The 23,616-nt window shown below is 42.7% G+C and carries 20 protein-coding genes; 8 read left to right on the forward strand and 12 right to left on the reverse strand.

The features are described 5' to 3' along the window. Window positions 1-276 precede the first annotated feature (276 nt). The gene (locus JMX13_RS12245; RefSeq protein ID WP_201612956.1) at window positions 277-777 is read left to right on the forward strand and encodes a hypothetical protein; all 501 of its coding nucleotides are present in this window, start codon (window positions 277-279) and stop codon (window positions 775-777) included. Between the two features lie 115 nt (window positions 778-892). Here JMX13_RS12245 and purC read toward each other — a convergent pair whose 3' ends face one another. The 4 genes from purC to JMX13_RS12265 all read right to left on the reverse strand — a co-directional run bounded on the left by purC (window position 893) and on the right by JMX13_RS12265 (window position 5,132). Further along, window positions 893-1,606, reverse strand: coding sequence for a phosphoribosylaminoimidazolesuccinocarboxamide synthase (gene purC, locus JMX13_RS12250; RefSeq protein ID WP_201612958.1), 714 nt, complete (start codon window positions 1,604-1,606; stop codon window positions 893-895). Between the two features lie 134 nt (window positions 1,607-1,740). Further along, the gene (locus tag JMX13_RS12255) at window positions 1,741-2,055 is read right to left on the reverse strand and encodes a hypothetical protein (protein WP_201612960.1); all 315 of its coding nucleotides are present in this window, start codon (window positions 2,053-2,055) and stop codon (window positions 1,741-1,743) included. 124 nt (window positions 2,056-2,179) lie between these two features. Beyond that, window positions 2,180-3,085, reverse strand: a complete 906-nt coding sequence (dapA, locus tag JMX13_RS12260; protein ID WP_201612962.1) for a 4-hydroxy-tetrahydrodipicolinate synthase — start codon at window positions 3,083-3,085, stop codon at window positions 2,180-2,182. Between the two features lie 595 nt (window positions 3,086-3,680). After that, window positions 3,681-5,132 carry a Do family serine endopeptidase gene (locus JMX13_RS12265; protein ID WP_201612996.1) on the reverse strand — a complete coding sequence of 484 codons (1,452 nt, stop codon included), beginning with the start codon at window positions 5,130-5,132 and terminating at the stop codon, window positions 3,681-3,683. 943 nt (window positions 5,133-6,075) lie between these two features. Between JMX13_RS12265 and JMX13_RS12270 the strand changes: the two genes are divergently transcribed. Beyond that, window positions 6,076-8,370 (forward strand): cation:proton antiporter, encoded by a 2,295-nt coding sequence (locus JMX13_RS12270; protein WP_201612964.1) that lies wholly within the window; start codon window positions 6,076-6,078, stop codon window positions 8,368-8,370. Window positions 8,371-8,500: 130 nt separating this feature from the next. Here the strand turns inward: JMX13_RS12270 and tmk are convergent, their stop codons facing one another. Both tmk and mltG read right to left on the reverse strand, forming a co-directional pair. Beyond that, window positions 8,501-9,181: a dTMP kinase gene (gene tmk / locus JMX13_RS12275; protein WP_201612966.1), complete on the reverse strand. Its 681-nt coding sequence runs from the start codon at window positions 9,179-9,181 to the stop codon at window positions 8,501-8,503. Between the two features lie 134 nt (window positions 9,182-9,315). After that, complete coding sequence (mltG, locus tag JMX13_RS12280) at window positions 9,316-10,602, reverse strand: endolytic transglycosylase MltG (RefSeq protein ID WP_201612968.1); 1,287 nt, start codon at window positions 10,600-10,602, stop codon at window positions 9,316-9,318. Between the two features lie 169 nt (window positions 10,603-10,771). Between mltG and JMX13_RS12285 the strand changes: the two genes are divergently transcribed. Further along, on the forward strand, window positions 10,772-11,536 hold the full coding sequence (locus JMX13_RS12285; RefSeq protein ID WP_201612970.1) for a DpnI domain-containing protein: 765 nt from the start codon (window positions 10,772-10,774) through the stop codon (window positions 11,534-11,536). Here JMX13_RS12285 and JMX13_RS12290 read toward each other — a convergent pair. Further along, window positions 11,533-12,027 (reverse strand): hypothetical protein, encoded by a 495-nt coding sequence (locus JMX13_RS12290; protein ID WP_201612972.1) that lies wholly within the window; start codon window positions 12,025-12,027, stop codon window positions 11,533-11,535. The genes JMX13_RS12285 and JMX13_RS12290 overlap by 4 nt on opposite strands. A gap of 156 nt (window positions 12,028-12,183) precedes the next feature. On the opposite strand from JMX13_RS12290, the gene JMX13_RS12295 reads away from it, so the two are divergent. Further along, complete coding sequence (locus JMX13_RS12295) at window positions 12,184-12,381, forward strand: DpnD/PcfM family protein (RefSeq protein WP_227686316.1); 198 nt, start codon at window positions 12,184-12,186, stop codon at window positions 12,379-12,381. Here the strand turns inward: JMX13_RS12295 and JMX13_RS12300 are convergent. Together JMX13_RS12300 and JMX13_RS12305 are read right to left on the reverse strand one after the other, a co-directional pair. Continuing rightward, a complete protein-coding gene (locus JMX13_RS12300) occupies window positions 12,378-13,337 on the reverse strand; it encodes an aminotransferase class IV (RefSeq protein ID WP_201612974.1) in 960 nt (319 codons plus the stop codon). The genes JMX13_RS12295 and JMX13_RS12300 overlap by 4 nt on opposite strands. Before the next feature lie 15 nt (window positions 13,338-13,352). Further along, a complete protein-coding gene (locus JMX13_RS12305; protein WP_201612976.1) occupies window positions 13,353-14,027 on the reverse strand; it encodes a hypothetical protein in 675 nt (224 codons plus the stop codon). A gap of 464 nt (window positions 14,028-14,491) precedes the next feature. On the opposite strand from JMX13_RS12305, the gene aroE reads away from it, so the two are divergent. Further along, window positions 14,492-15,352: a shikimate dehydrogenase gene (gene aroE, locus JMX13_RS12310; RefSeq protein WP_201612978.1), complete on the forward strand. Its 861-nt coding sequence runs from the start codon at window positions 14,492-14,494 to the stop codon at window positions 15,350-15,352. Window positions 15,353-15,475: 123 nt separating this feature from the next. Here the strand turns inward: aroE and JMX13_RS12315 are convergent, their stop codons facing one another. After that, window positions 15,476-16,627 (reverse strand): FUSC family protein, encoded by a 1,152-nt coding sequence (locus tag JMX13_RS12315; protein ID WP_201612980.1) that lies wholly within the window; start codon window positions 16,625-16,627, stop codon window positions 15,476-15,478. A gap of 436 nt (window positions 16,628-17,063) precedes the next feature. Here JMX13_RS12315 and JMX13_RS12320 point away from each other — a divergent pair, with 436 nt between their 5' ends. Continuing rightward, window positions 17,064-18,884 (forward strand): acyl-CoA dehydrogenase C-terminal domain-containing protein, encoded by a 1,821-nt coding sequence (locus JMX13_RS12320; RefSeq protein WP_201545314.1) that lies wholly within the window; start codon window positions 17,064-17,066, stop codon window positions 18,882-18,884. 132 nt (window positions 18,885-19,016) lie between these two features. Further along, a complete protein-coding gene (locus JMX13_RS12325; protein WP_227686317.1) occupies window positions 19,017-19,496 on the forward strand; it encodes a hypothetical protein in 480 nt (159 codons plus the stop codon). A gap of 37 nt (window positions 19,497-19,533) precedes the next feature. Here the strand turns inward: JMX13_RS12325 and JMX13_RS12330 are convergent, their stop codons facing one another. Then, a complete protein-coding gene (locus JMX13_RS12330; protein WP_201612982.1) occupies window positions 19,534-19,908 on the reverse strand; it encodes a 5-carboxymethyl-2-hydroxymuconate Delta-isomerase in 375 nt (124 codons plus the stop codon). A 37-nt stretch (window positions 19,909-19,945) separates the two neighbouring features. Continuing rightward, window positions 19,946-20,434 carry a Cys-tRNA(Pro) deacylase gene (gene ybaK, locus JMX13_RS12335; RefSeq protein WP_201612984.1) on the reverse strand — a complete coding sequence of 163 codons (489 nt, stop codon included), beginning with the start codon at window positions 20,432-20,434 and terminating at the stop codon, window positions 19,946-19,948. A gap of 276 nt (window positions 20,435-20,710) precedes the next feature. On the opposite strand from ybaK, the gene plsB reads away from it, so the two are divergent. Then, entirely contained in the window at window positions 20,711-23,557 is a 2,847-nt protein-coding gene (gene plsB, locus JMX13_RS12340; protein ID WP_201612987.1) for a glycerol-3-phosphate 1-O-acyltransferase PlsB, read from the forward strand. Window positions 23,558-23,616: the final 59 nt, after the last annotated feature.

A 23,616-nucleotide genomic window follows, 5' to 3' on the forward strand; every position in this document is an offset into this window, starting at 1 on the left:
TGATCACTTGAGCTCGGAAGTCTGCTGAATAGGTCATATATTCTTATACCATTTCGCTTGTTTTAAAACAATTGTATTTTATTTATAACGACATTTTTATATGCAGTATATAAAGTTAACATAAAAGTCTATCTAACGATGTCGAGCGATAGACGTTATTACCTATTGCAACTGATGCTATACAGACAGTTAACTCATTCTAATAGTAAGCTTAAATCTGGCTATTCAATATTAAAAACATCCAATACTAAAATACATAATCACAAGGATATAACAATGAGTAACTCTAATGCGAATAACAACAAGCAGCACAATAACGATAGCAATAAGAATGAAAAGGACTCGGATCAAAACGCAGCAGTAAAAGATAATGAAAACAATGCTACTGATGATTCAAAAGATAGTCATGCTAAGACAAACGATAACAGCAAAAACGATAAGCAGAATAATCAGTCACAAAGTAAAGATAGCAAAGACGACAAATCATCTAGTAATGACAATACTAATCACAGCAAAGATGATAAAACGTCAGATAAAGATAGTAATAAAGACAATAAATCATCTGACAAAGAAAATAGCAAAGACAAAGACGCCTCTGACAAGAAAGATAAAAACAGTAAAGATGATGACTCTAAATCTAAAGACGACAAAGAATCCTCTTTAAAAGACACTGCGACGACTAAAGCTAAAGAAGTGGTGGGCTCATTGGCTGATAAAGCGGCAGATGCAATGGAGCTGGCAGCGAAAAAAATTAAAGAAGCGCGTAAAGATAAGTAGTATAACTATCAATAACATAACTGGCTTCTAATATAGTTCTTTCTAACACCAACATCTCCATAAAAAAAACTGAGCCCTGGGCTCAGTTTTTTTATGTATTAAATATTCGATATGTCTAGCTTAATGGCACACCAATACGTTTTGCCACTTCTTCGTAACCTTCAATCACATCACCCAATGATTGACGGAAACGGTCTTTATCGAGCTTTTTCTTAGTCGCTTTATCCCAGATACGGCAACCATCAGGCGAGAACTCATCACCTAAGACGATACGGTCATGGAATACGCCGAACTCAAGTTTAAAATCTACCAGTATCAAATCACCTGCATCAAACAGCTTTTTTAATACTTCATTGACTTGATGGCTCAGCTCTTTCATTTTCGCCAATTGTGCTTCAGTTGCCCAATCGAGAGAGATAGAGATTGACTCATTAACCATTGGATCACCCAAAGCATCGTCTTTGTAGAACAGTTCATAGGTAGGCGGCGTCAATGCTTGCCCTTCTTCTAAACCTAGACGACGTACCAAACTGCCTGCGGCAAAATTACGTACCACACATTCAACCGGAATCATCTCTAAACGCTTAACCAGTACTTCGTCGTCTGACAATTGCTCTTCAAAATGGGTTTCGATACCAGCATCAGCCAATTTTTGCATAATAAAGGCGTTAAAGCGGTTATTCACCACACCTTTACGGGCGAGTTGTTCGATACGCTTGCCATCAAGCGCTGAGGTATCATCACGGAAATGTAAAATCAGCAGATCATTGTCTTCTGTTTCATAAACAGATTTGGCTTTGCCTTTATACAGCAGTTCTTGCTTTTGCATGAGGGGAGTTCCTGTTCGTTCAAGCTTATGTGGTAAAAACGCGCAGCGACCGCTAAGCGCTTTATATTAGGGTGCTAAGAAAGGATACTTAACCATAATAAAAAACCAGCGGTACAGATAGGGATAAAAAGGGTTTATTCTGATACTTGGGCAACAGCACGCTGAGGTTTTGGCAATTGATACTGCTTACCTGACTCGTTTTGCAACTTTAGCGTATTTGCGCCCGCACTAGGGGTTGGATATAACGGAACAAATGGCGCAGTTTCTTGCTCAGCAGGTAGCTGTAACGGTGCCAGCTTTTTGCTTTGCTGATACTCGAGACTACCGTTATCGCGCTTACCAAAAATGCCTTTTGTCGCTTGGCAACCGCTTAATACCAACGTACTACCCAAAACTACCGTTAGCAGCGTCGGGAATATCTTTGCAGGGGTTGATGATACTTTGATCATATTATCTCTCTGAGTTAGCCGTTATTGCTTATTTGGTGCGTATTTGAGAAATGCGCTTATAGTTAAAATATCTAATAGACTCTAACTAAACTATAAGCAGCATTTTTATTGAATTTACGAAAATTTAAAGTAAGTTGGCACGAATCAAAGCTTCATCAATCGTTGCATGGTGCTTTTCAGCTAGCCATACTAATGGCAGACGAATACCTGTATCTATCATGCCCATTTTGTGTAGCGCATATTTGGCAGGGATAGGGCTTGATTCGATAAATAAGTCACGGTGTAGATGTTTTACCACGTCATGGACTTTATGAGCGGCTTCAAAATCACCGCGTAAACCCGCACTAAATGTCTCGCTCATGGCTTTTGGAGCAACGTTGGCAGTCACTGAAATATTGCCTTTACCACCCAGTTTCATCAATTCAAGGGCAGTACCATCATCACCAGATAGCACCACCATTCTGTCACCGACCGCTTTGATCAATTGCTCGCCGCGAATCGTAGAACCTGTAGCGTCTTTAATAGCGACGATGTTATCAATATCAGCAAGGCGTTCAACTGTTTCTTGAGCAATATCAACAACGGTACGACCCGGTACGTTATAAAGCATCTGCGGTATCTTTACCGCATCAGCGATGGCTTTATAGTGCTGAAACAAGCCTTCTTGTGGCGGCTTATTATAATAAGGGGCAACCAATAGCGCACAGTCTGCACCCGCATCCGCCGCATCTTGAGTCAGCTTAATGGCTTCCATCGTATTATTGGCGCCAGTACCTGCAATCACTGGGACACGACCTTTAACATGCTGGACAAAATAGCGAATCACATCGCTGTGCTCTTGCATTGACAAAGTCGCTGATTCACCAGTGGTGCCGACCGCGACCAAACAATGCGTGCCCTGCTCAATCTGCCAATCTATGAGGTCTGCCAGACGTTTATAATCGACCGTGCCGTCAGGATGCATGGGCGTTACCAAGGCTACCATTGAGCCTTGTAGTCGGGTTTTGATATCGTCGTATGCTGTGCTCATAACCGTGCCTTACTGTATTATCCTAGCTTTTATTAAAGCTATCACATGATAAGTCGTGTGCAAGTGCCTTGATAAAAATAATCGTCATAAACATAAATGCATAATTATTTATGTTTATTGAAAATAATGTTAGAGGCCATACCTTGCTTGATGGTGATACTCATGATTTATAATAACGTCATGAACGCTATTTTTATCTGCTGTCAATCTGATTGAGGGTTAGCCATAAAAACGCCTGTTAGTGTAGCATATTTTGGCTCTATCGCTATCAATCAATTAACCCCCAAGCTCGTTATAAAGCAAAAAAATCGCCTACCTATTGAGAAGCTAAGCGCTACTTTATTATGCCAATTTTGGAGCAAATATCGAGGGGATTTCAATTTAAGCTTGGCATTATTTGGCCTTCAAGCCTAGCCTGAAAACTAAACAGTTAGTGTAGCGTAATTACTGACTACCGATAAAACCTTTTCAGGCATTTTAACGAATCGTAAACACATCGATGGTCGGGCGATACAAGCAAGTCAATTATCGCGTCATTATTTATCTTAATCGTGATCTATGATTCTAATAGCTCAGCTTCTGTACTCTGTATTTCCTACTCAATCCGTAAACCGATAATACCCGGAATACCTTGACGCATCATCTCAAGCGTCACCACGCCTTTCTTAGGTAATAATGAAACAGCGCTAGAAAAATCGTTGACCGTTTTAATAGGCTTCTGATGTAGGTTAGTAATAACGTCGCCCGCCAATATACCCGAGCGTGCCGCTAGTCCCGTTGGCTCAATAGCCGTGACCAATACACCCGTCTTATTATCAGACGCCAACTCTATTTGCTCCTCGGGCGTTAAGTTACGCAGCGCGAGCCCTAAGCTCATGCCGCTACCCTGCTGAGCAGAAGTTTGCGACTGCATATCGTTAGAAGCGTTACTGAGCTTGCCGCTTACGATAGATTGCTTACCATCGCGTTGAATTTGGACGCGAAAGGCATCATTGGGGCGTGCCCGATTAATGAGGTTTAATAAATCTGAGGCTTCCATAATTTGGATATCATTGTATTTTAAAATGATGTCACCTGATTTTAGCCCTGCTTTTTGCGCGGGTGAATCTGGTGAAACGCGCGTTAATAACGCCCCTTGTGGTCGCGCCAAATTATAAGCTTCGGCTAAATTACGGTCGATATCTTGTGGAAAAATACCCAAATAGGCGCGCGCAACCTCACCATTATTTTTCAGCTGCTCATAAATATCCATCGCCGCATCAATCGGGATGGAAAATGACAGCCCCATATAGCCGCCCGTACCACTAAAAATACGTGAGTTAATACCAATCACTTCACCGCGTTGATTAAATAACGGACCACCTGAGTTTCCAGGGTTCAATGCTACGTCGGTTTGGATAAAAGGCACGCTGGTTTCACGCGAAAAATTACGCGACTTGGCACTAACAATGCCCGCCGATGCGGAATAATCAAAACCAAACGGTGAGCCAATTGCTAGTACGGGTTCGCCTACTTTTAACGCATTGGAATCGCCGATTGGCAGCGCTGGGAACTGGCGACCCGTGACTTTTAATACTGCCACATCTGAGCGCTCGTCACTGCCCACTAAAGTCGCATCAAGCTCCGTTCTATCATTAAGTGTCACAGTAATTTTGTCCGCGCCCGCCACCACATGATGGTTGGTCAGCATATAACCATCAGGCGTGACAAAAAATGCGGTGCCATAAGCATGCTCAATCGCTGGCGTCGCTGCTTGATCAGGAATGCGCAAGCGATCACCAAAGAATTTACGCAGTAGCTCAGCGGTTTGGGCTTTGGCAAGCTCGGCCTCGCTGACAGTTTTGGTAACGTTTACCCGCGCTACCGCAGGGGTAACTTGTTGAACCAAACCCGAAAAATCTGCAGTGGTAACGGCCGCTTCAGCGCTTGGTACGGCAGCTATATTAATACCCGCAACCATAGTCGTCGCAACGGCAATTGCCAACGTGCTCTGTTTTAACCAACGGCTCAAATTGCGTGTATTCGGTTTAGACATATTGATAGGCATATTTTTAGGCATGTTACCCTCCATATAATGGGTCTTATAGTCGTTATAAACTAGTCGTTATAAATTAATTGTTATCAACGGTTTAAATAAGACCGTTATTAAGCATAATTTTGGCGTATGTTATCAATTTATTTTATTTCACTAAAAAAATAAACTCTAATTACTGTTGCGCAGTTTGCTGATTCGATGAGCTTTAAAAAAATCGTCTTTAGTTTTTGGACTAGAAATTTACTGCCTACTTTTATCACAAGCTTTATCATGAGTTTTTAATAATACAAACTTGCAAAGAATAATGCTTGTTAGTTTACAGTCGATTTTGGACTTATGGTATAAAACTTTATCTTTTCTATTATTTACGACAAAATACTATCCATTCAACCGGCTCTTTGAATACTGCCATTAGATAGCAATCTTTATACAGTGAATAAATCTGCTCTCTTATTGTACTGTTTATACAATGCTAACAAATAACGCAACCTCACCTTATTGACACTATATTTCCCCAGCTTCTTTGACAAACTCTATAATCAAATAGTAAAGCCGCTCAGAGCGCTCAGAAAAAGAGCCTCGAAATACATAAAATAAAACCGTGTTATGATAACAAGCCAAATCATCTATACCACAAACAAAAGTTAATTTTTGTAGGTCGTTATTTTATCAGACTGGTGATCATCACCTTATTTTTCATCTTTTGCGTTTTTAGATCATGCTTATGGGTCTAGGAAAGCTTTTGTCTTTACTACGATATCGTATATATCATATCTCAATTTATTTTGAGCAATGCTATGGCTCATACTTTGTGTGATGCTGTGATTGATGTTATTGATGTTATTGATGTTATTGATGTTATTAATAAATATTTAATAACAGCAGCAACGTCTCTAGCATGTGGCGCGCACCTTTATAGATATAAAATATAACAAGATTTTAAAAGGATTAATTTATGGATACCGCCCTATTGTTATCCGGCGTGGTTGGGCTTGGTATTGCCGCCCAATGGTTGGCTTGGTATTTAAAGCAACCGTCCATTTTGTTTTTATTACTGATTGGTATTATTGTTGGCCCGATATTGGGAGTTTTTGACCCAGACTTGGTACTTGGCGAGCTGATGTTCCCTTTTATCTCGCTTGGCGTGGCGATTATTTTATTTGAAGGCTCGTTGACTTTAGAGTTTGATGAGATTAAGCAACACGGCTCTGTGGTACAGATGCTGGTATCGGTCGGCGTGCTTATCACCATTGCCATTGTGGCGCTATCAACTTACCTGTTGTTTGATGTCGACCCTTTGATTGCTTTGCTATTCGGTGCCTTGGTCTGTGTGACTGGGCCTACAGTCATTATGCCGTTACTGCGCAGCGTGCGTCCCAATAAAACCATTTCTAACATTTTGAAATGGGAAGGCATTATCATCGACCCTATCGGCGCTATTGCGGTGGTATTGGTCTATGAATATATCATCTCAGGCGGTGAAGCCAGTAGTATCTTGCTGTTTGCCAAAATTGTAGTATTGGCAGTAGCAATGGGCTTAGCGGGCGCATGGGCTTTAGCTTTTTTAATGCGCCGCCATATGATTCCTGAGTTTTTACGCAATGTCTTTACCCTTGCTTTTGTGCTGCTGCTGTTTTCTATCTCAAACCATTTAGAGCACGAGTCTGGCTTATTAACCGTTACTGTACTTGGAGTAGCATTGGCTAATTGGCCAAAATTCCCGCGTGAGACGATTTTAGAGTTTAATGAATCACTGACTATTTTATTGGTATCGGTATTATTTATCATTCTTGCTGCACGTGTTGAGCTGGAAAGCTTGTTAAGTGTGGGCTTTGCAGGACTGGTGCTACTGGCAATCGTAATGTTTGTCGCGCGTCCCTTATCGGTGTGGGCATCGTCTATTGGCTCCAATCTAAAGACCAATGAAAAGCTGATGATTAGCTGGATTGGCCCGCGTGGTATCGTTGCCGCTGCTATCTCGTCACTGTTTGCTATTCGCTTGCAAGAATATGATATTCAAGGCGTTGAGCTACTCGTACCTTTGGTATTCCTGGTCATTATTGGCACGGTAATGATTCAAGGCTTGGGTGCAAAAATGGTTGGGAACTTCTTGGTCGTACGTGAGCCTGAAACCAACGGTATTTTGGTCGTTGGCTCCAACCCAATCGCGCTCTTGGTCGCGACTTCTTTAAAAGACCAAGGTTTCGATGTCATCGTTGCGCACAATAACTATACCAATATCGCTAAAGCTCGTATGAGCGGTCTGCGCACCTACTTTGGTAATCCCATCTCTGACCATGCCGACCATCATCTAGACCTTATCGGTATTGGGCGTCTGTTTGCCATGAGCATGGATAAAGAGATGAATACCCTGTCCGAGATTCATTATCGTCATGAGTTCGGCGAGCGCAAAATTTATCGTCTTAAGTTCAGTGACGAAAAAGTCAGAAGCGAGCGCGATGATAAGCAAGGCAACTTCCATTCACAGTGGTTATTTGGCAAAGACGTCACTTATACCAAGCTTGCCAGTATGCTGTCGAAAAAAGCCCGTATTAAAATCACCAATATCACCGACAGCTATAGCTTTGAGCAATATAAAGCCGATAACAAACAATTCGTGCCGCTTTACACCGTTGATAAAGAAGGTAAGCTACATGTCATTACCGATAAGTTCGATGGCACCGTACCGCGTGATCGTAAGCTGATTTCATTGGTCGTCGATGATGAAGTACAGCCAAAACCAGTCGATGTCACGCCAAAACAAGAGCAGGCGCGCGCGGCAGCAGATGCTAGCTTTGAGTCTAGCTCGAAAGCACCTGAAAAACGGAAAGAAAAAGAGCTTACGGATGCTAGTAATGACACTGCTATGCCAGATACTGCATTAACTACTGCTAAAGAGGCCGATGTAGCAAAGGTTACTGATATAAAAACTGCGCAAGAAAATCAGTCCGATACCGTTACTGATACGCTTAATAAAACCGAGGTTTCAGACACTACTACTGAAAAAGTAAATATTCAAACGGCAGAGTCTGACTCCACTGGCGCTGATAATTCTACTAACGTTACCAATGCTCATAAAACTAAAGGAGTAATGTCGGATAATTCGACGGCAACTTCGAAAATCAAGACCTCTAGCAGTACCAATGGTAATGGCAGCGCACCGAAAACCAAAAAAGGCGCGCTTGACCCCAACCGTCTACCTGACTCTAGCGGCGATAGCATTGATAGCATTGATATAGATAAAGAGTAGAGTTATCTTTTTAAAATTTGTTTCATAAACGATAAAAGCCCCAATTGCTCAGTTGGGGCTTTTTGCTTAATTGCTTTAAGGTAATAGTGAAAGTGCTAAATAGCATTAATCTGTTCGCTTTAAAACAGCATTAGCTTAGCGCAAATTTTTCCTGAACGGTTTGCCAGATACGCGCGCCGACTTCATCGGCACTGCCTGAAGCATCAATACGCTGGATCCGCTCAGGCTGCTCGCTGGCAAGGACACTAAAACCTTGATGGACTCGGGTAAAAAACTCCGTTGCCTGCTGCTCGAAACGGTCAGCAGCACTGCGTTTATTGGCGCGTGCCATCCCCTCTAATATCGGTAAATCCAACCACAAAGTCAGCTCTGGTAACTGTTCAACAAATTGCTCGATAAGCATATCGATTTTAGCACGTACAGCACTATCACCATGGGCACGCCCAAAACCTTGGTAAGCAACGGTCGAATCGGTAAAGCGGTCACATATTACCCAAGTACCGCGTTGTAACGCTGGTAAAATCACTTGCTGCATATGATCACAGCGCGCCGCAAACATTAATAACAGCTCCGTATCATCATTAATCGAGGTATTCGTGTCTAATAATATGGCGCGCAAACGCTCGGCAAATGGACTGCCGCCCGGCTCACGAGTGCGTAAATAGTCAATACCATTTGCCTGCAAACGTGCACATAATTGCTCAATCGCCGTGGTTTTGCCGACGCCTTCAGTGCCCTCAAAACTAATAAAACGCCCTTTAAGGTGCGTCGTCGTGGTTTGAGAAAACGGTGCTTGTATGGATGCTGACATGATATAACCTTGTGGCATTGAGAGACGTTTGCATTGAGGAGTATTATCATTAAAGAGCATTGCCATTAACGACGACGTTCCTCAATGGCAATGCTCACGAAATGATGGGTGTGTAGAGAAACTGAAAGTGCAGCTTATGAAGGCGGTGTTTGAGATTTTTTCTCACGCATAACGCTCAAGTACTCTTTTACCGCTTGGTTATGCTCATTCAAACTACTGGTAAATTTGTGTCCGCCGTTACCCGTCGCGACAAAATATAATGCTTCGCTATCGGCAGGATGCAAGGTCGCTTCGATAGAGGCTGCTGACGGCAAGGCTATAGGCGTCGGTGGTAAACCATCGATTTGATAAGTATTATAAGACGTCTTTTCATCGATGTCTTTACGGCGAATATTGCCTTCATAACGGCTGCCCATACCATAGATGATGGTCGGATCAGTTTGCAAACGCATACCCTTATTCAAGCGATTATTAAATACCGCAGATACCAAAGGACGCTCTTCTGCCACGCTGGTTTCTTTTTCGATAATTGACGCCATTACCAGAGCCTCATAAGGGGTCTTATAAGGCAAATTCGGGGCGCGATTCTCCCATGCTTTGGTTAACGCTTGCTGCTGGCGTTTATACAAGTCGGTTAGTACCTGTTTATCCGTGCTTCCTTCGCCATAATAATAGGTATCAGGCGCAAACCAGCCTTCAAGATTGTGATTGACGATAGCATCATTACTATTCACCACTGCATCCGGCAATATGCCAACCAAATCTAACGCTTGAGCGATACTGGCATTGGTACTGTCCGCGGTCAGCACTTCTTTCTTAATACCTTTATTATCACGTAATGCTTGATACAAATCTTTTGAGGTTTTACCTTCGATAATTTGTACCTTTACCATCGACGCTTTTACCCCTTGCCCAAGTATATGCAGCGTTTCAGCAAAGGTGGGGTTTTCTGGTAATTGGTAAATACCAGCGTGCAATGGACCCTCGACTTGCGTTTTCATATAAAGCTTGGCAATCGTGGCAGAAAACAGCGGTATTTGCTGTTGCCACTGCGGTAGCAAACCATAATAGGTCTGACCCGACTCAATTGTCACCATTTGCTTTGGCTGCTCAATCCGACCAAACAAGGTCTGATAAACCATCACCAAAAAGAACGCCGCAATCAGCCCAAGCACTAATAATACCTGATAGCCACGCTGCATAAAGAACGAGGGATTATCGGCTTTATAGTGGCGTGGTTTGTTGTTACCGCTAATGAGCGAGATATCCGTCGCCGGCACTTCCTCTGCGCTAACATCGTTAATAACAGGTTTTTTGTCCAGCGCTTTCGTATCGACAGGCTGCTCCGACGCGCCGTCATGGTCGATTTCTGGCGACTCATCAGGGCGTTCAGGCGGTATTTCAGGTGTTGGGGTGCTCATGTTCACTCGCGAAGGAGAAGTTTGCTAGAATTTAGCACTGAACTGGGCGATTTTCAATGGTATTTGCTTAGCTTATCTATTAACTTGGTGTTTAGAGTAAATTATATTGCTTAATACTCATATTGCTTATTTATCACTTTAAATCTTTCCTTTAATAAGAAAACGGGCTATGAACCTTAATTTCAATCAAAGTCTTGCCAAAAACTATCAGTCACAAAGTCAAATCATTAGAGTATTAAGTGAGAATTGGGTCGCTAAGCAAAGCTATTGCCCTAATTGCAATGCCGAATCGTTGGTTGAATTTACTAATAATCAGCCTGTCGCTGATTTTTATTGCGCACATTGTAGCGAAGAATATGAGCTAAAAAGTAAGAAAGCGAAATTAAGCAATATTATCAATGATGGCGCTTATGACACTATGATTGAGCGCGTTAATAGTGACAATAATCCTAACTTTTTCTTTTTAACTTACTCCCAAGCATTGAGCGTTAATAATTTTTTAATCATTCCCAAACAGTTCTTTAAACCGGACATGATTATAAAACGTAAGCCTTTATCAGCTACTGCTAAACGCGCCGGCTGGGTTGGCTGTAATATTGATTTGCGTAAAGTGCCCGAATTGGGAAAAGTATTTTTGGTCAAAGACCAACAAGTCATACCACGCGAAAATGTCACTGAGCAATTCAAAAAAACCTTATTTTTACGCACGCAATCCATAACTTCACGCGGCTGGACATTAGATGTTTGGCAGTGTATCGACAAACTAGATACTAATTTCTCTCTCAATCAAGTTTATGCGTTTGCTGACTTATTAAAGTTTAAACATCCCGAAAACAACCATGTTAAAGATAAAATCCGTCAGCAATTACAAGTGTTACGCGATAAAGGCATTATTGAATTTACCAGTCGTGGGCAATATCGCAAATTATATTAAGTGTTTTTATTATCCCAAAGAGGTAAATCTGCACTTGATACCAAAATCTCATAAAATCTATGAGGAACGTAGGTTTCACCTAACTCACCATGTAGTAAAAACATAGGATTTAAGTCATCTTCAAATGAGTTACTGACTTTATTCTGCACATATTTATTCCAGTTTGTCAGTAATCCTAATGTTGTACGAGCAGGTTTAGTAAAGGGCTGTCCTTTTACAGTAATGGCACACATTGGATAATCACTATGTATAGGAATATCAAAATCATATTTAATACCTTCATCTAATATATACGAATATTCAAAAACTCCGCCGTAAGCTACATATTTTTTACTGTCGTTAAAGTACATAACGCTAAATGCTAGTTGGGATTTAGTATTTAAATAGACATTTTCATGAGGGCATTTTTTTGCCTTAAGACAAATTTCACTAAATATTATTAATCGACGTACTTGTAGTGGAATTCGTTTATTTTCATAGATTGGGCGCATGCGATTTTATCCTTTTTCAAAAACAGGATCATTGATCGATTTTACTTAGCGCACAAGTCCACTTAACAAAAGACGATCATTTCTTTTAAGCACCTTTGCTAACCTAGACTATATAAATAATAAAGAAATCTTTATAAGGGTATATTGACAATAGTAATGATGAAAATAGATAAGAAAGTAGAGAGAATATTTCAGATAGAAATTATTGAGACGCTAAGTAACATCGTGGAAGTGTTGGCAGAGAACGAGCAAGAAGCACTATTAAAAGCGCAAGATATGTATAGAAAAGAGGAAGTTATTTTGTACCCAGATGATTGTATTGATACCAAATTTAATATTTCTAAATACAATTAAATCGCTTCAAAACCCACCACCTCACCCGATAACAATGTCAGACTGGTCATTGGCATGATACCGCGCAGCGCATTGCAAAAGAACAGCTGGCTTAAATGGGGCAAATCCTCATCTCGTAACGACCTGATGACAACGGGGCTTTCGCTAGTCTTTAACTCATCGATAATGACTTGGCGCATCACGCCAGCGACGCCCGATTGCGCCATCGATGGCGTATACCATTGACCAGCGCTCAGATAGTTGCTGTTGCTTTGAGCATGTGGACGATTGGACGATTTTGCGACTGGCGATTGTGATAATTGATAAAACACATTACTCGTCGTCCCCTCAACCCATTGTCCACTCATATCGCGTAGCAGACCTTCGCCGAAGCTTGGTTTGATATTGTCTTCCAATGCTTTGGCTTTGATAGCGTAGAGCTCGCCACTTGCCAGTACATGATCCAGACGATTTAAGCTTTTTAGTCCCGCTAGCGGCGGCGGTAGACAAGCAATCTGAGAGGACAAGCAAATGGCGCTAGCGGCAGGTTGTAGCGGGATGAATTGCCCATTAACCGCGATAGGCAACGATTGCGCAGTGGTAATACTCATTGGCGAGGATTTTAGCCAAACCTCGCAAGCACTGCCAGACTCGCTTGGCATATAGCCATACCCACGAACTTCTTGGGAAGTACGCGTTACGATAAGTTTTAGCATACCTTGCTGTAATTGCTTGGCATGCATTTTTAAGATTGTTAATAGTGAATTGCTGTCTAGCTGCAGTTGTAAGACTGTCGCATGCGAGTTCAGGCGCTGCTGATGATAGTCCAACCACAGTATCTGCCCATCAATGACGCCCATGGTGGTAAAAAAACCATCACCGTATGCCAGCCCGCGATTGTCTAATGACATAGCAAGCTTGGCAGCATCTGTCGTAGCATTGGATGGATGCAAACATATCCAGCTATTGGGCGACATCAAGGCTAGCCCCGCTTATTTATCAGCGGCTTGAGAAGCGGATTTATTAATCACCAGCATACAGCTATAAAACTCGCATTTTGCCAGCTCTACTTTTTGACCGCCGATGGTTTTATTTTTGATAATTTGACCACCGAGCATATCAGCGACCAGCTTGCCGCCTTCATCGCCCATCAGTTGGCGTGCAAGCTGATAAGATTTTTTGGCATGGTTTTGACTGAGCTCTTTTTCTTTATCAGAGTCGGTCGGATTGGCAAAATACCAGCCAAGCTCGAGATATTTTTCAGAATCAATCAAGTCTAAATATGGTGCATCATTCTGCATAAAGCGATATTTGGACGCCGGATTACTGGCATAATCCAAGCTATTTTCATCAGTGCTGACCACTTTACCAAATGCTGAATTTATCGCGCTAAGCTCATCGACGTTGAGGGTTTTTACTTTACCCTTGCTCCATGAAGCAACATCGTATTTTACCGGTGTTCCTTGCGCCGCAGTGGCGCCATCGAGGTCAGCATTTGCCTTGGGATTATCTGTTTTGGAGGTTTCAGCGACGGTCTGCTCGCTACTCTCAGCGCTGACGTCTTCAGTTGCTGTATCGCTTTCTTTGTTGCTATTACAGGCGCTCAAAGACACGCCAACTGCCATTATCGTACCGACCATCAGGGTCTGTAGGCTATTCTTCAACATAGGCAATTTACTCACACTTTTATAAAGTTCTGAAAATAGTATCAACGAGCGGACAGCGATGCCGCTGGTAATGAACAATGTCTGTTAATTTTTTATATTTATATACTCTGTTATCGACTGGTCTTTTCTTTTTATACTGTAGTAGTTATTAAAACACAAAGCCAATAGAAATTTTGATGCTCCCTAGTTTACCCAACTGCTTAACACTTGACTAGCCTTTACGTTACGGATAACACTCCCACAGAGTACAGATTTGTTAAAGACCTCACGAGGAAAAATATCATCTATTAAAGCATTAATTGACCCAGTACAAATTTGTGCAAGATAGCGTTATCCCCTATGATGAACGGAAGAAGCGCGATTGAGTGAGAGGATTGAAATGATTAGATTATCAACTTTTTATTGATAACTTCTTGCCTGTTAATTTTGCCAATATTTTAACCCTTATAGCCAGCGGACCCTTTATGACCCAGCATTTTATCGTTATTGGCAATCCGATTGCCCACAGTAAATCTCCTGAAATCCATACGCAATTTGCAGCGCAGGTGGGTATCAATATTAGCTATCAGCGCCAGTATTGCCCCGATGATGCAGCCAGTTTTACTGCGTTGATTGAGGCGTTTTTTCAGGGCGGCGGCGTTGGTGCCAATGTGACCGTGCCCTTTAAGCAAGTGGCTTATGATTGCTGCGTGGCGCGTGGCGGCTTGTCTGAGCACGCCAAGGTCGCTGGCGCAGTCAATACCTTGCTGCTAAATAAAGCGCTGCTAAAAAGTGGCACGCCGATAGCCGAGGCAATATATGGTGATAATACCGACGGTCAAGGTTTGGTCAATCACATCAAAAGCTTAGGCTGGCCGCTAAAGGGTGCGCGCGTGGCAATTATCGGTGCAGGCGGCGCGGCACGTGGGGTGATATTGCCATTGATTGAAGCGGGTATCGCCGAGCTAACCCTTGCCAATCGTACATTGAGTAAAGCGACAAATTTAGTTACTGAGCTAAGCGCAGGGAGTGAGACGATTGCTAAGCAGCAAATTAAAACTTGTAGCACTGAAGCGCTAAGCGGTGAGTTTGATATCATTATCAATGCCACCTCGATTGGTTTATCGGGCGATACGCTGCTGCTTAGCGACGAACTCAGTGGTCATTATGCCTACGATATGATGTATGGACGTGAGCTGCCATTTTTACAGCATTTTGCCAAGCGCGGCGCACAAATATCAGATGGTTATGGCATGCTTATCGGGCAAGCGGCGTTAAGCTTTGAGTGTTGGACGGGACATACGATTGATGTGGTAAAAGTCACTAAAACCTTACAAGCGCATTGATTGCTATTTTTAAACGTCTTTAAAGTATTGAAGGTATTAAACGTGACGATTAAAAAAGGCCGTATAAATATTATTTATACGGCCTTTTTTAATCATATATATCTTCATTTAAAAAGCATTACTTTAACCAAAACGCGCCAATAACCAATCTTCCATCCGGCGCAGCGGTACGCGTAAATTGGTTGAATGCATCACCACGCCGCCGCTTAAACCGACCAAGCAACCAATAATGGTATCAAACAAACGTGCCAAAATGACTTCTTGGTAAGCTTGCTCAGAAAAAGGTAAGCCACTGCCGTATTCAGCAATAAATATCGTTAGCGGCGTGATAAATATCACCGCCAGCCCATAGTGGCGGTCAACCAAGGTTTCAATACACAGCATCATTGCCAATATCGCCAGCGCCACGCCCCATATCGGCAAACCCCACGATAGCATCCAACCCGCCAGCCCCACGCCTAATATCGTCCCAAGCAAGCGATGTATCTGCTTAATCCACATGGTACGCAAATGAATGCCTTGGATAATCAAAAAACAGCTGACCGCCGCCCAATACGGATTTGATAAATTTAAGGTAAGCGCGATAACTAGCGCTAAACTGACAAAACCGGCGACAATCACACTTTCCGTGATGGTATCGGGCTCATAGCTATAAGTAGGTGTCGGCGTTGATGGGCGCGTCGCCAATAAAAACAGCGAATATAACAGCGCCATCACCAAGGCAAAGCCGCTGCCGAGCATTACCAAACCCGTGGCTGGCATGACGTCTTCTAAAGGCAGCGGTATAAATAGCGCAATCGCTCCCGCCATCATCACGAACAAACCTGCGGGCGGCGGCTGGCGATAATAACGCCCAAAAATAACAATACCAAAAGCCATCAAGGTAAATATGGGCAATTTTAATGGCGGGATTTGCTGTGCTATCAAACCGAGCGCAAAGCACAACGACATCGCAAAGCCCCATGCCATCACTGTCACCAACCGATACGGCAGCTTACCGATTAAGGGTACGTTTAAAATAACCATCGCCCCCAAAGACGCTTTGATACCAGACGATAAGGCGTCAAAGTAGGCACCCACAAATACCGGAAAGCTAATCGCAATCGCGGCGATAATCGGCATATGCCACGGGCGCTTGCTACGATTGACCGTCAGCAAGTGATTGAGTTCGCCGTCGATGAGATTTTTTAAGCGCGCAAATAATGCTGTTAGCCAAGATGCTGGCGTTACCTTGTGTTGTGACTTATGTTTTGCTTGGCGCTTTGATGCGCTCATAATTGGCTTTCTTTTATTCATCATTCATCTTATTGGTTCACGTAAATCATATCGTTAAATATTTTTGCTACTATCATCTATCTTTAAACCACATTATGCGAGTGATAGACAGTTCAAAATAAAAAGGGTCATTCAAAACAATATTCTATATTTATAACCAAATGTTTTGTTTTTAATATCAAATTATGAATATTAGTTATTAGTTGTATATTTGTCGCTATATAAGATTTATACTGACCTCAATGCCAAAACAGCTATTTTTTATCAAGGACGCCTTAACGGTTATCGAAATGGATAAGCTGTTCTTAATAAAACTGCATGACAACGCCTGATATTGTCCACCATTACCCCAAATAATTAAACAACCGCTTACATAAACCGTCGCTTACCTACTAAGCTGACAGTCTATATTAGCGAATAACCAAAGAGAGCGACTATGTTAACTTACAAAGCACCTTTGCGTGATATCAAGTTTTTGATAAATGATGTTTTTGACTTCCAAACCCACTATAAAGATTTAGACAACGGTGAAAACGCTGATCCTGAAACGGTTGATATGATTCTTCAAGGTATGGCTGACTTTGCCGAAAACGTCCTTGCACCACTTTATCAGCCAGCAGATGCAGAAGGCTGTCATTTTGAGAATGGCGTGGTCACGACTCCTAAAGGCTTTAAAGAAGCTTATAACCAGTTCGTTGAAGGCGGCTGGCAAGGTATTTCGTACCCTGAAAAATTCGGTGGTATGAACCTACCAATGTCAATCAACTTGATTAAAGCTGAAATCATCGGTACGGCTAACTGGCCTTGGGCAATGTATCCTGGTCTATCGACTGGTTGTATCAATACCATTATGCAATATGGTACGGATGAGCAAAAAGAAACTTACTTACATAAACTGGTTGAAGGCTCTTGGGCGGGCACCATGTGTCTGACTGAACCACAATGTGGTACAGATTTGGGTCAAGTTAAGTCGAAAGCCATCCCGCAAGAAGACGGTAGTTATAAGCTTAGCGGCACTAAGATTTTCATCTCAAGCGGTGAGCATGATTTAACTGAAAACATTATTCACATCGTACTAGCGCGCCTACCAGATGCACCAGAAGGCACACGCGGTATCTCATTATTTATCGTACCGAAATTCCTACCAAATGCTGAAGGCGAAATCGGCGAGCGTAATGGCGTTGGTTGTGGCTCTATCGAACACAAAATGGGTATCAGCTCATCAGCGACTTGTGTCCTGAACTTTGATGATGCGGTTGGTTACTTAATTGGTGAGCCAAACAAAGGTCTAAAAGCCATGTTCACCTTTATGAACACCGCCCGTATTGGTACCGGTATCCAAGGTTTGGCGCATACTGAATTGTCATTCCAAAACGCCCTACCATACGCTAAAGACCGTCGTTCTATGCGCACCTTGTCAGGTACCAAAGAGCCTGAAAAAGTGGCTGATGCCATCATTCATCATGCAGACGTTCGCCGTATGCTATTGACCCAAAAAGCCTTTGCAGAAGGCGGTCGCTCAATGATTTATCATTCAGCTCGCTATGCCGATAAAATGTCTCAAGGCATCGCCAATGGTGATGATGCAGAATTTGAGAAGTGGGATGACAAATTAGGCTTCTATACGCCAATCCTAAAAGGCTTCTTAACTGAGCTTGGTATTGAAGCGGCCAAACACGGTCAGCAAGTCTATGGCGGTCACGGCTATATCAAAGAATGGGGCATGGAGCTGATCGCTCGTGATGCTCGTATCGCCACCATGTACGAAGGCACGACCGGTATCCAAGCACTAGATTTATTGGGTCGTAAAGTTATCTTGCAATCTAAAGGCAAAATCATCCGTGATTACACCTCAAGCATCATGAAATGGTGTGGCGAGTATGCCTTAGATAAAGACATGCGCAAATTCGTTTGGGCATTGACTAAGCTATGTGCTGAGTGGAATACTCTTACTGTACGCTTAATGCTGATGGCACGTAAAGACCGTGAAATCATCTCAGCGGCATCAGATGACTTTTTGATGTACTCAGGCTATGTGATGATGGGTTACCACTGGGCGCGTATGGCAGCGGTTGCTTATGAAAAGCTTGAAAACGGCGGTACAGAATCACCAGAATTCTACAAAGCCAAAATCCAAACGGCAGAATTCTATTTCGATAAGTTGTTACCACGTACTTCAGGTCATGCCGAAGGCATGGTTGCACCAAGCAGCAGCATGACAGCGATGGACATCGATAACTTTGCTTTCCTAGATTAGAATTGCAAAAGTATTAATTAATGATTGATAAGAAAAGCGCCTATTATTTAGGCGCTTTTTTATGCTTAACTGAAAGTCAGAAAATACTAAAGCTGGAAGTAATAGATAGATGACAAACTAAATGAGGAGATAATGATGTTTTCCATTCATAACAAGAGCAACTTATTAACCACACGGACGATAAACACGCTGTTACTTAGTGCCAGCTTAATCAGTGTGGGCGCAAATAGTGCATTGGCTAAAAGTAGCGACACCCCTATTCATTTTGCCAAAGGTGCTATCAGTAGCACGGTGACTGGGAAATTAAAACCCAATGAAAATGAGCGCTGGTATCGCTTTGATGCCAGTAGTTGGCAATATGCCATTATTAATATTGCACCACTTACGGGCACGCCTGAAACTGCCAATGTCGGCATATTACATATGCCAAACGGCACACAGGATGGCACCAAAGGCGGTATCATTTATCAAGGTTGCCTACCCGCCACCGGAGAATATCGCTTACGTATCGCGCGCAATTTGATGTCCACTCAAGGTAAAACGGCCGGTTATAAAGTTGAAGTGATGATATTACCTAAATATGCCAGTGAATCCTTATGCGAGTATTTATAAGTTTATAAAAATACTCATAATAATTCATAAGCACTTATTAGTCCGCAAGCATCTTCTTATGATAAATCGCGCTGATTTCTTCCACCTCAACACAGATTTGTACGCCTACGCGCCCTGATTGCTCGCCATCTAACGCCTTTTCTATGGCAGCCGTTAATAGCTCAGCGAGCTGATGCCGTATGACCTCGTCACGACCGCTCATTATTTTTAGATGAGCATAAATAAAGCCACTGCGTTGCTCATCGTCTGCAATACCCACCAAGAATGTCTCAATCGGTATGATACGTGCTTTGATATCAGCTGGCTTAGCAAAATGCCCACTGTCCCATAATGCTTGATTTAATGCTTTAAGAAATGATTCTTTATGAGTAATGATGACATTGGGTGTCACTTGAATGGTTAAATGCGGCATAGATAGAATCCTTAGAAATGGTAAAGCCTGTTAGAAATCAATCATCAACAATATCTGCAAAGCACGCCGAAAGGGTGGTTGCCAATTGCTCAGGCGGCAATTCAATCTCCAGACCTCGGCGACCGCCACTGACATAGATGCTACTTTGCTCTTGCGCGGAGGTATGAATGATCGTCGCTAAGCGCTTTTTTTGACCCAATGGACTGACACCGCCAAGCACATAGCCGGTAGTTCGTTCGACCTGCTTTGGATCTGCCATTTGCACTTTTTTGCAGGTCAGTATTTTATGAGCAGATAGCGCCTTGGCCATTTTTTTGAAATTTAAGGTTTTATCCACGGGTAAAATAGCCACTGCTAGAGCGCCGGTATCGGTTGTGACCACCAAGGTTTTAAATACACGCTCGGCAGCAATGGCCAGTTTCTCAGCAGCTTCCAAACCAAAAGACGCAGCATTACTGTCGTGAGTATATTCATGCAGCTTATAATCAAGGTTACGTTGTTTGGCAAGTTTGATAGCAGGAGTCATAATGTTTTTAGCTTAGATAAAAGGTTAGAGAATAAATTTAAAAAGGATTTGAAGAACAATATCTTAATTCTGCTTTAATCTTAATACAATATGATGTGAAATCGCTAATTTTTCTACCTATGACTTCAAATAATTGCGCCTCTAAATAGCCATCTTAGCTGATATATTGTCTGGTGATATTGTTAAAATTAACAGTATATACAGACACCATATATCGCTTTGATGGCTTTTATGGCATCATAAGCACAACATATTTGACTAATTTTGATACTGATTATGATACCGAAGTTCTTAAAAAAACGGATTTTTAAAGCGCCCGTAGCGACCAACGATACGGCAGTGACTAAAGACTTAGACACTGATATCAGCCCAGTCGTGCCAAAACCCTATTCTAATGCACCGATTAATAAGCTGTATCGTAAGCTATCGGGGCAGATGCTTGATGTTGCCGTCAAACCAAAGCTATTGGGCGAATTGCCAGAATTTGATGACGACGACAATATCCTCAGGTTTTATGTGCTGCAAGACTATTCGCGCTCCAACAGTATTTTGATTGACCTGCAAACGCAAGAGCACAATCTGCCACCCGCCTTGGTTGGGGTACAAGATATTGCCCACGGCATTAAAGAAAATGCGGCGATTATATTTTTACATCATCCACATGCCAAAGACAGCCAGCTATCCCCTCGCTTATCGCGCTTGGTTTCTGCCGTTTTGCAACATCCAGAATTGAAAGTGCGCTTGGTACCCGTCTCCATCCTATGGGGACGCGCGCCAGAAAAAGAAGACTCGTTATTTAAGCTATTGACGGCCGATAACTGGCAAGACCCCAGTATCACCAAGCAGCTATTTAATATCGGCGTCATGGGACGCGACACCTTTGTGCAATTCCATCCGCCACAAGACTTACGTACGCTTATTAATGACAGTCTTAAAGGCGATGGCGAAGGATTTTCTGTATTCGATTCAGTAGCCAGCGATTTAACAGATAGCTTCGCACAAGACAGTTTATTAAAAGATAGCACCTTAGAAGACAGCACTTTAGAAAATAGCGAATTAAAAGCTAACGATTTAAAAGATAGCAGCAATATCGTAAATGATGGCGACGAAGCACCGAGCTATGCCATGGTTGCAGCAGCTGATGGCAATCGCGAACTGGTGCGCTCGTTGCAACAACAGCTTAATATTTACTTAGACAAACAGCGTGCCAGTATGCTCGGTCCTGATTTGTCAGACAGACGTAACTTGGTCGATAAACTGGTATATTCGCCAGCTATTAAACATGCCATAGAAGCTGAAGCCGCTGAGTCAGGTACCAGCGTACGTGAAGCGCGTATGTTGGCAAAAGGCTACGCCAATGAGATGGTTAATGACTATTCGCACTCGATTGTGCGTGGTTTTTATAAATTCCTCACTTGGTTGTGGACCCAGCTTTATGATGGCGTCGAAGTGCATCACTTTGAGCGTGTGCGTGAGCTAGCGGCAGATCACGAACTGGTTTATGTGCCTTGTCACCGTAGTCATGTCGACTATCTACTGCTCTCTTATGTCATTTATAAGCGCGGTCTGAGCATTCCTTATGTTGCTGCCGGTGACAATTTAGATGTGCCCGTATTAGGGCCATTATTACGCGGCGCCGTTGCCTTTTATATTCGTCGTAGCTTCCGTGGTAACGCGCTGTATACCGCGGTACTGCGTGAATATATGCACACATTGATTACCCGTAATACGCCGATTGAGTACTTTATCGAAGGTGGTCGTTCGCGTTCAGGACGACTATTACCGCCTAAGATGGGTATGCTGGCCATGACAGTACACAGTCAATTACGTCATTCTGTGAAGCCAGTGGTATTTATACCAACCTATATCGGTTACGAGCGCATTATGGAAGGTGGTACCTATGTTGGTGAACTAAAGGGCAAGCCAAAAGAATCTGAATCGTTAATAGGTTTACTCAAAGTTGGGCGTAAGATTGAGCGTATCTTTGGTAATGTACATTTAAGCTTTGGCACGCCGCTATACCTTAGCGACTTTATGACAAAATTCGATGTGCCGGCCAACAGCTTACCTGCCGATCGCACCGATACGCCCCTCGATGATAAAACCAGCGCTATGGTCGATAATATCGGCGTCAAAGTGATGCAGCATATCAATAAAGCAGCGGTTATTACCCCTGTATCACTATTATCGTTGGTATTATTATCTGCACCAAAATCAGCGCTTGACGAAGAAATTTGCCGTGAGCAAATTGCCCTATATCAAGGTCTAGCGCAGCAACTACCTTACTCAGCTGATACCGTCATCACCGATATGTCGCCGCAGCAAATCATCGATTATGGTATTAAGCTCAAGCTTATCGAGCGTATACCGCATATCTTGGGCGATATTATTCAAATTGCTGGTAAGCAAGCTGCACTATTAAGCTATTTCCGTAATAATATTTTGCATGTCTTTATTTTATTATCATTCCTAGCGGCACTGGTAGCACGCAATGGTCGCATCGAGCGCAGTCGTTTGAACAGCATTGCCGAACAATTATATCCATTCCTTCAAAGCGAGCTGTTCTTATACTATCCAGCCCATGGTTTGACAGAAACGCTCGACAAGAAAGTCGATAGCTTGCTTGCGAGTGGACTGATTGTAGAGTTAAGCGATGGTATATTGAGCGTGCCTGAAACCAATAGTAAATGCTATCAGCAGCTACAAGTGCTCGCGACGCCTGTCGAACAGAGCCTTGAGCGTTACTTTATGACCCTTGCGCTGCTTGCACAGCAAGGCTCAGGTAATCTGACTGAAAACGAAGTCGTTGACCTCTGTCATCTATTGGGTCAGCGCTTGTCAGTACTATATGCTGACGACATTCCTGACTTCTTTGACCGTGCGCTATTTACCAGCTTCCTTGGTGCTTTAACCCGTTTGGATTATCTACAAAAAGATGAAGAGACGGGTATATTAGTCTTCGATCAGCGCATCGACCATATTGCCCATCACGCCAAATATGTACTCAGTCCTGATATGATGCAAATTTTGCAGCAAGTGGCTAGCCTTAATGAAGAAGAGATTGCTCATGCGATTACTGAAATTAGTAATAAAAAGCAACGTAAATTTGGCCGTAAGCGTTAATTATAGTCCGCAACATTCAATCATTTAGCACAAAAAAAGACCTCTAATATATTAGAGGT

Source organism: Psychrobacter immobilis, assembly GCF_904846285.1.
GTDB classification, from domain to species: Bacteria; Pseudomonadota; Gammaproteobacteria; order Pseudomonadales; family Moraxellaceae; genus Psychrobacter; species Psychrobacter immobilis_D.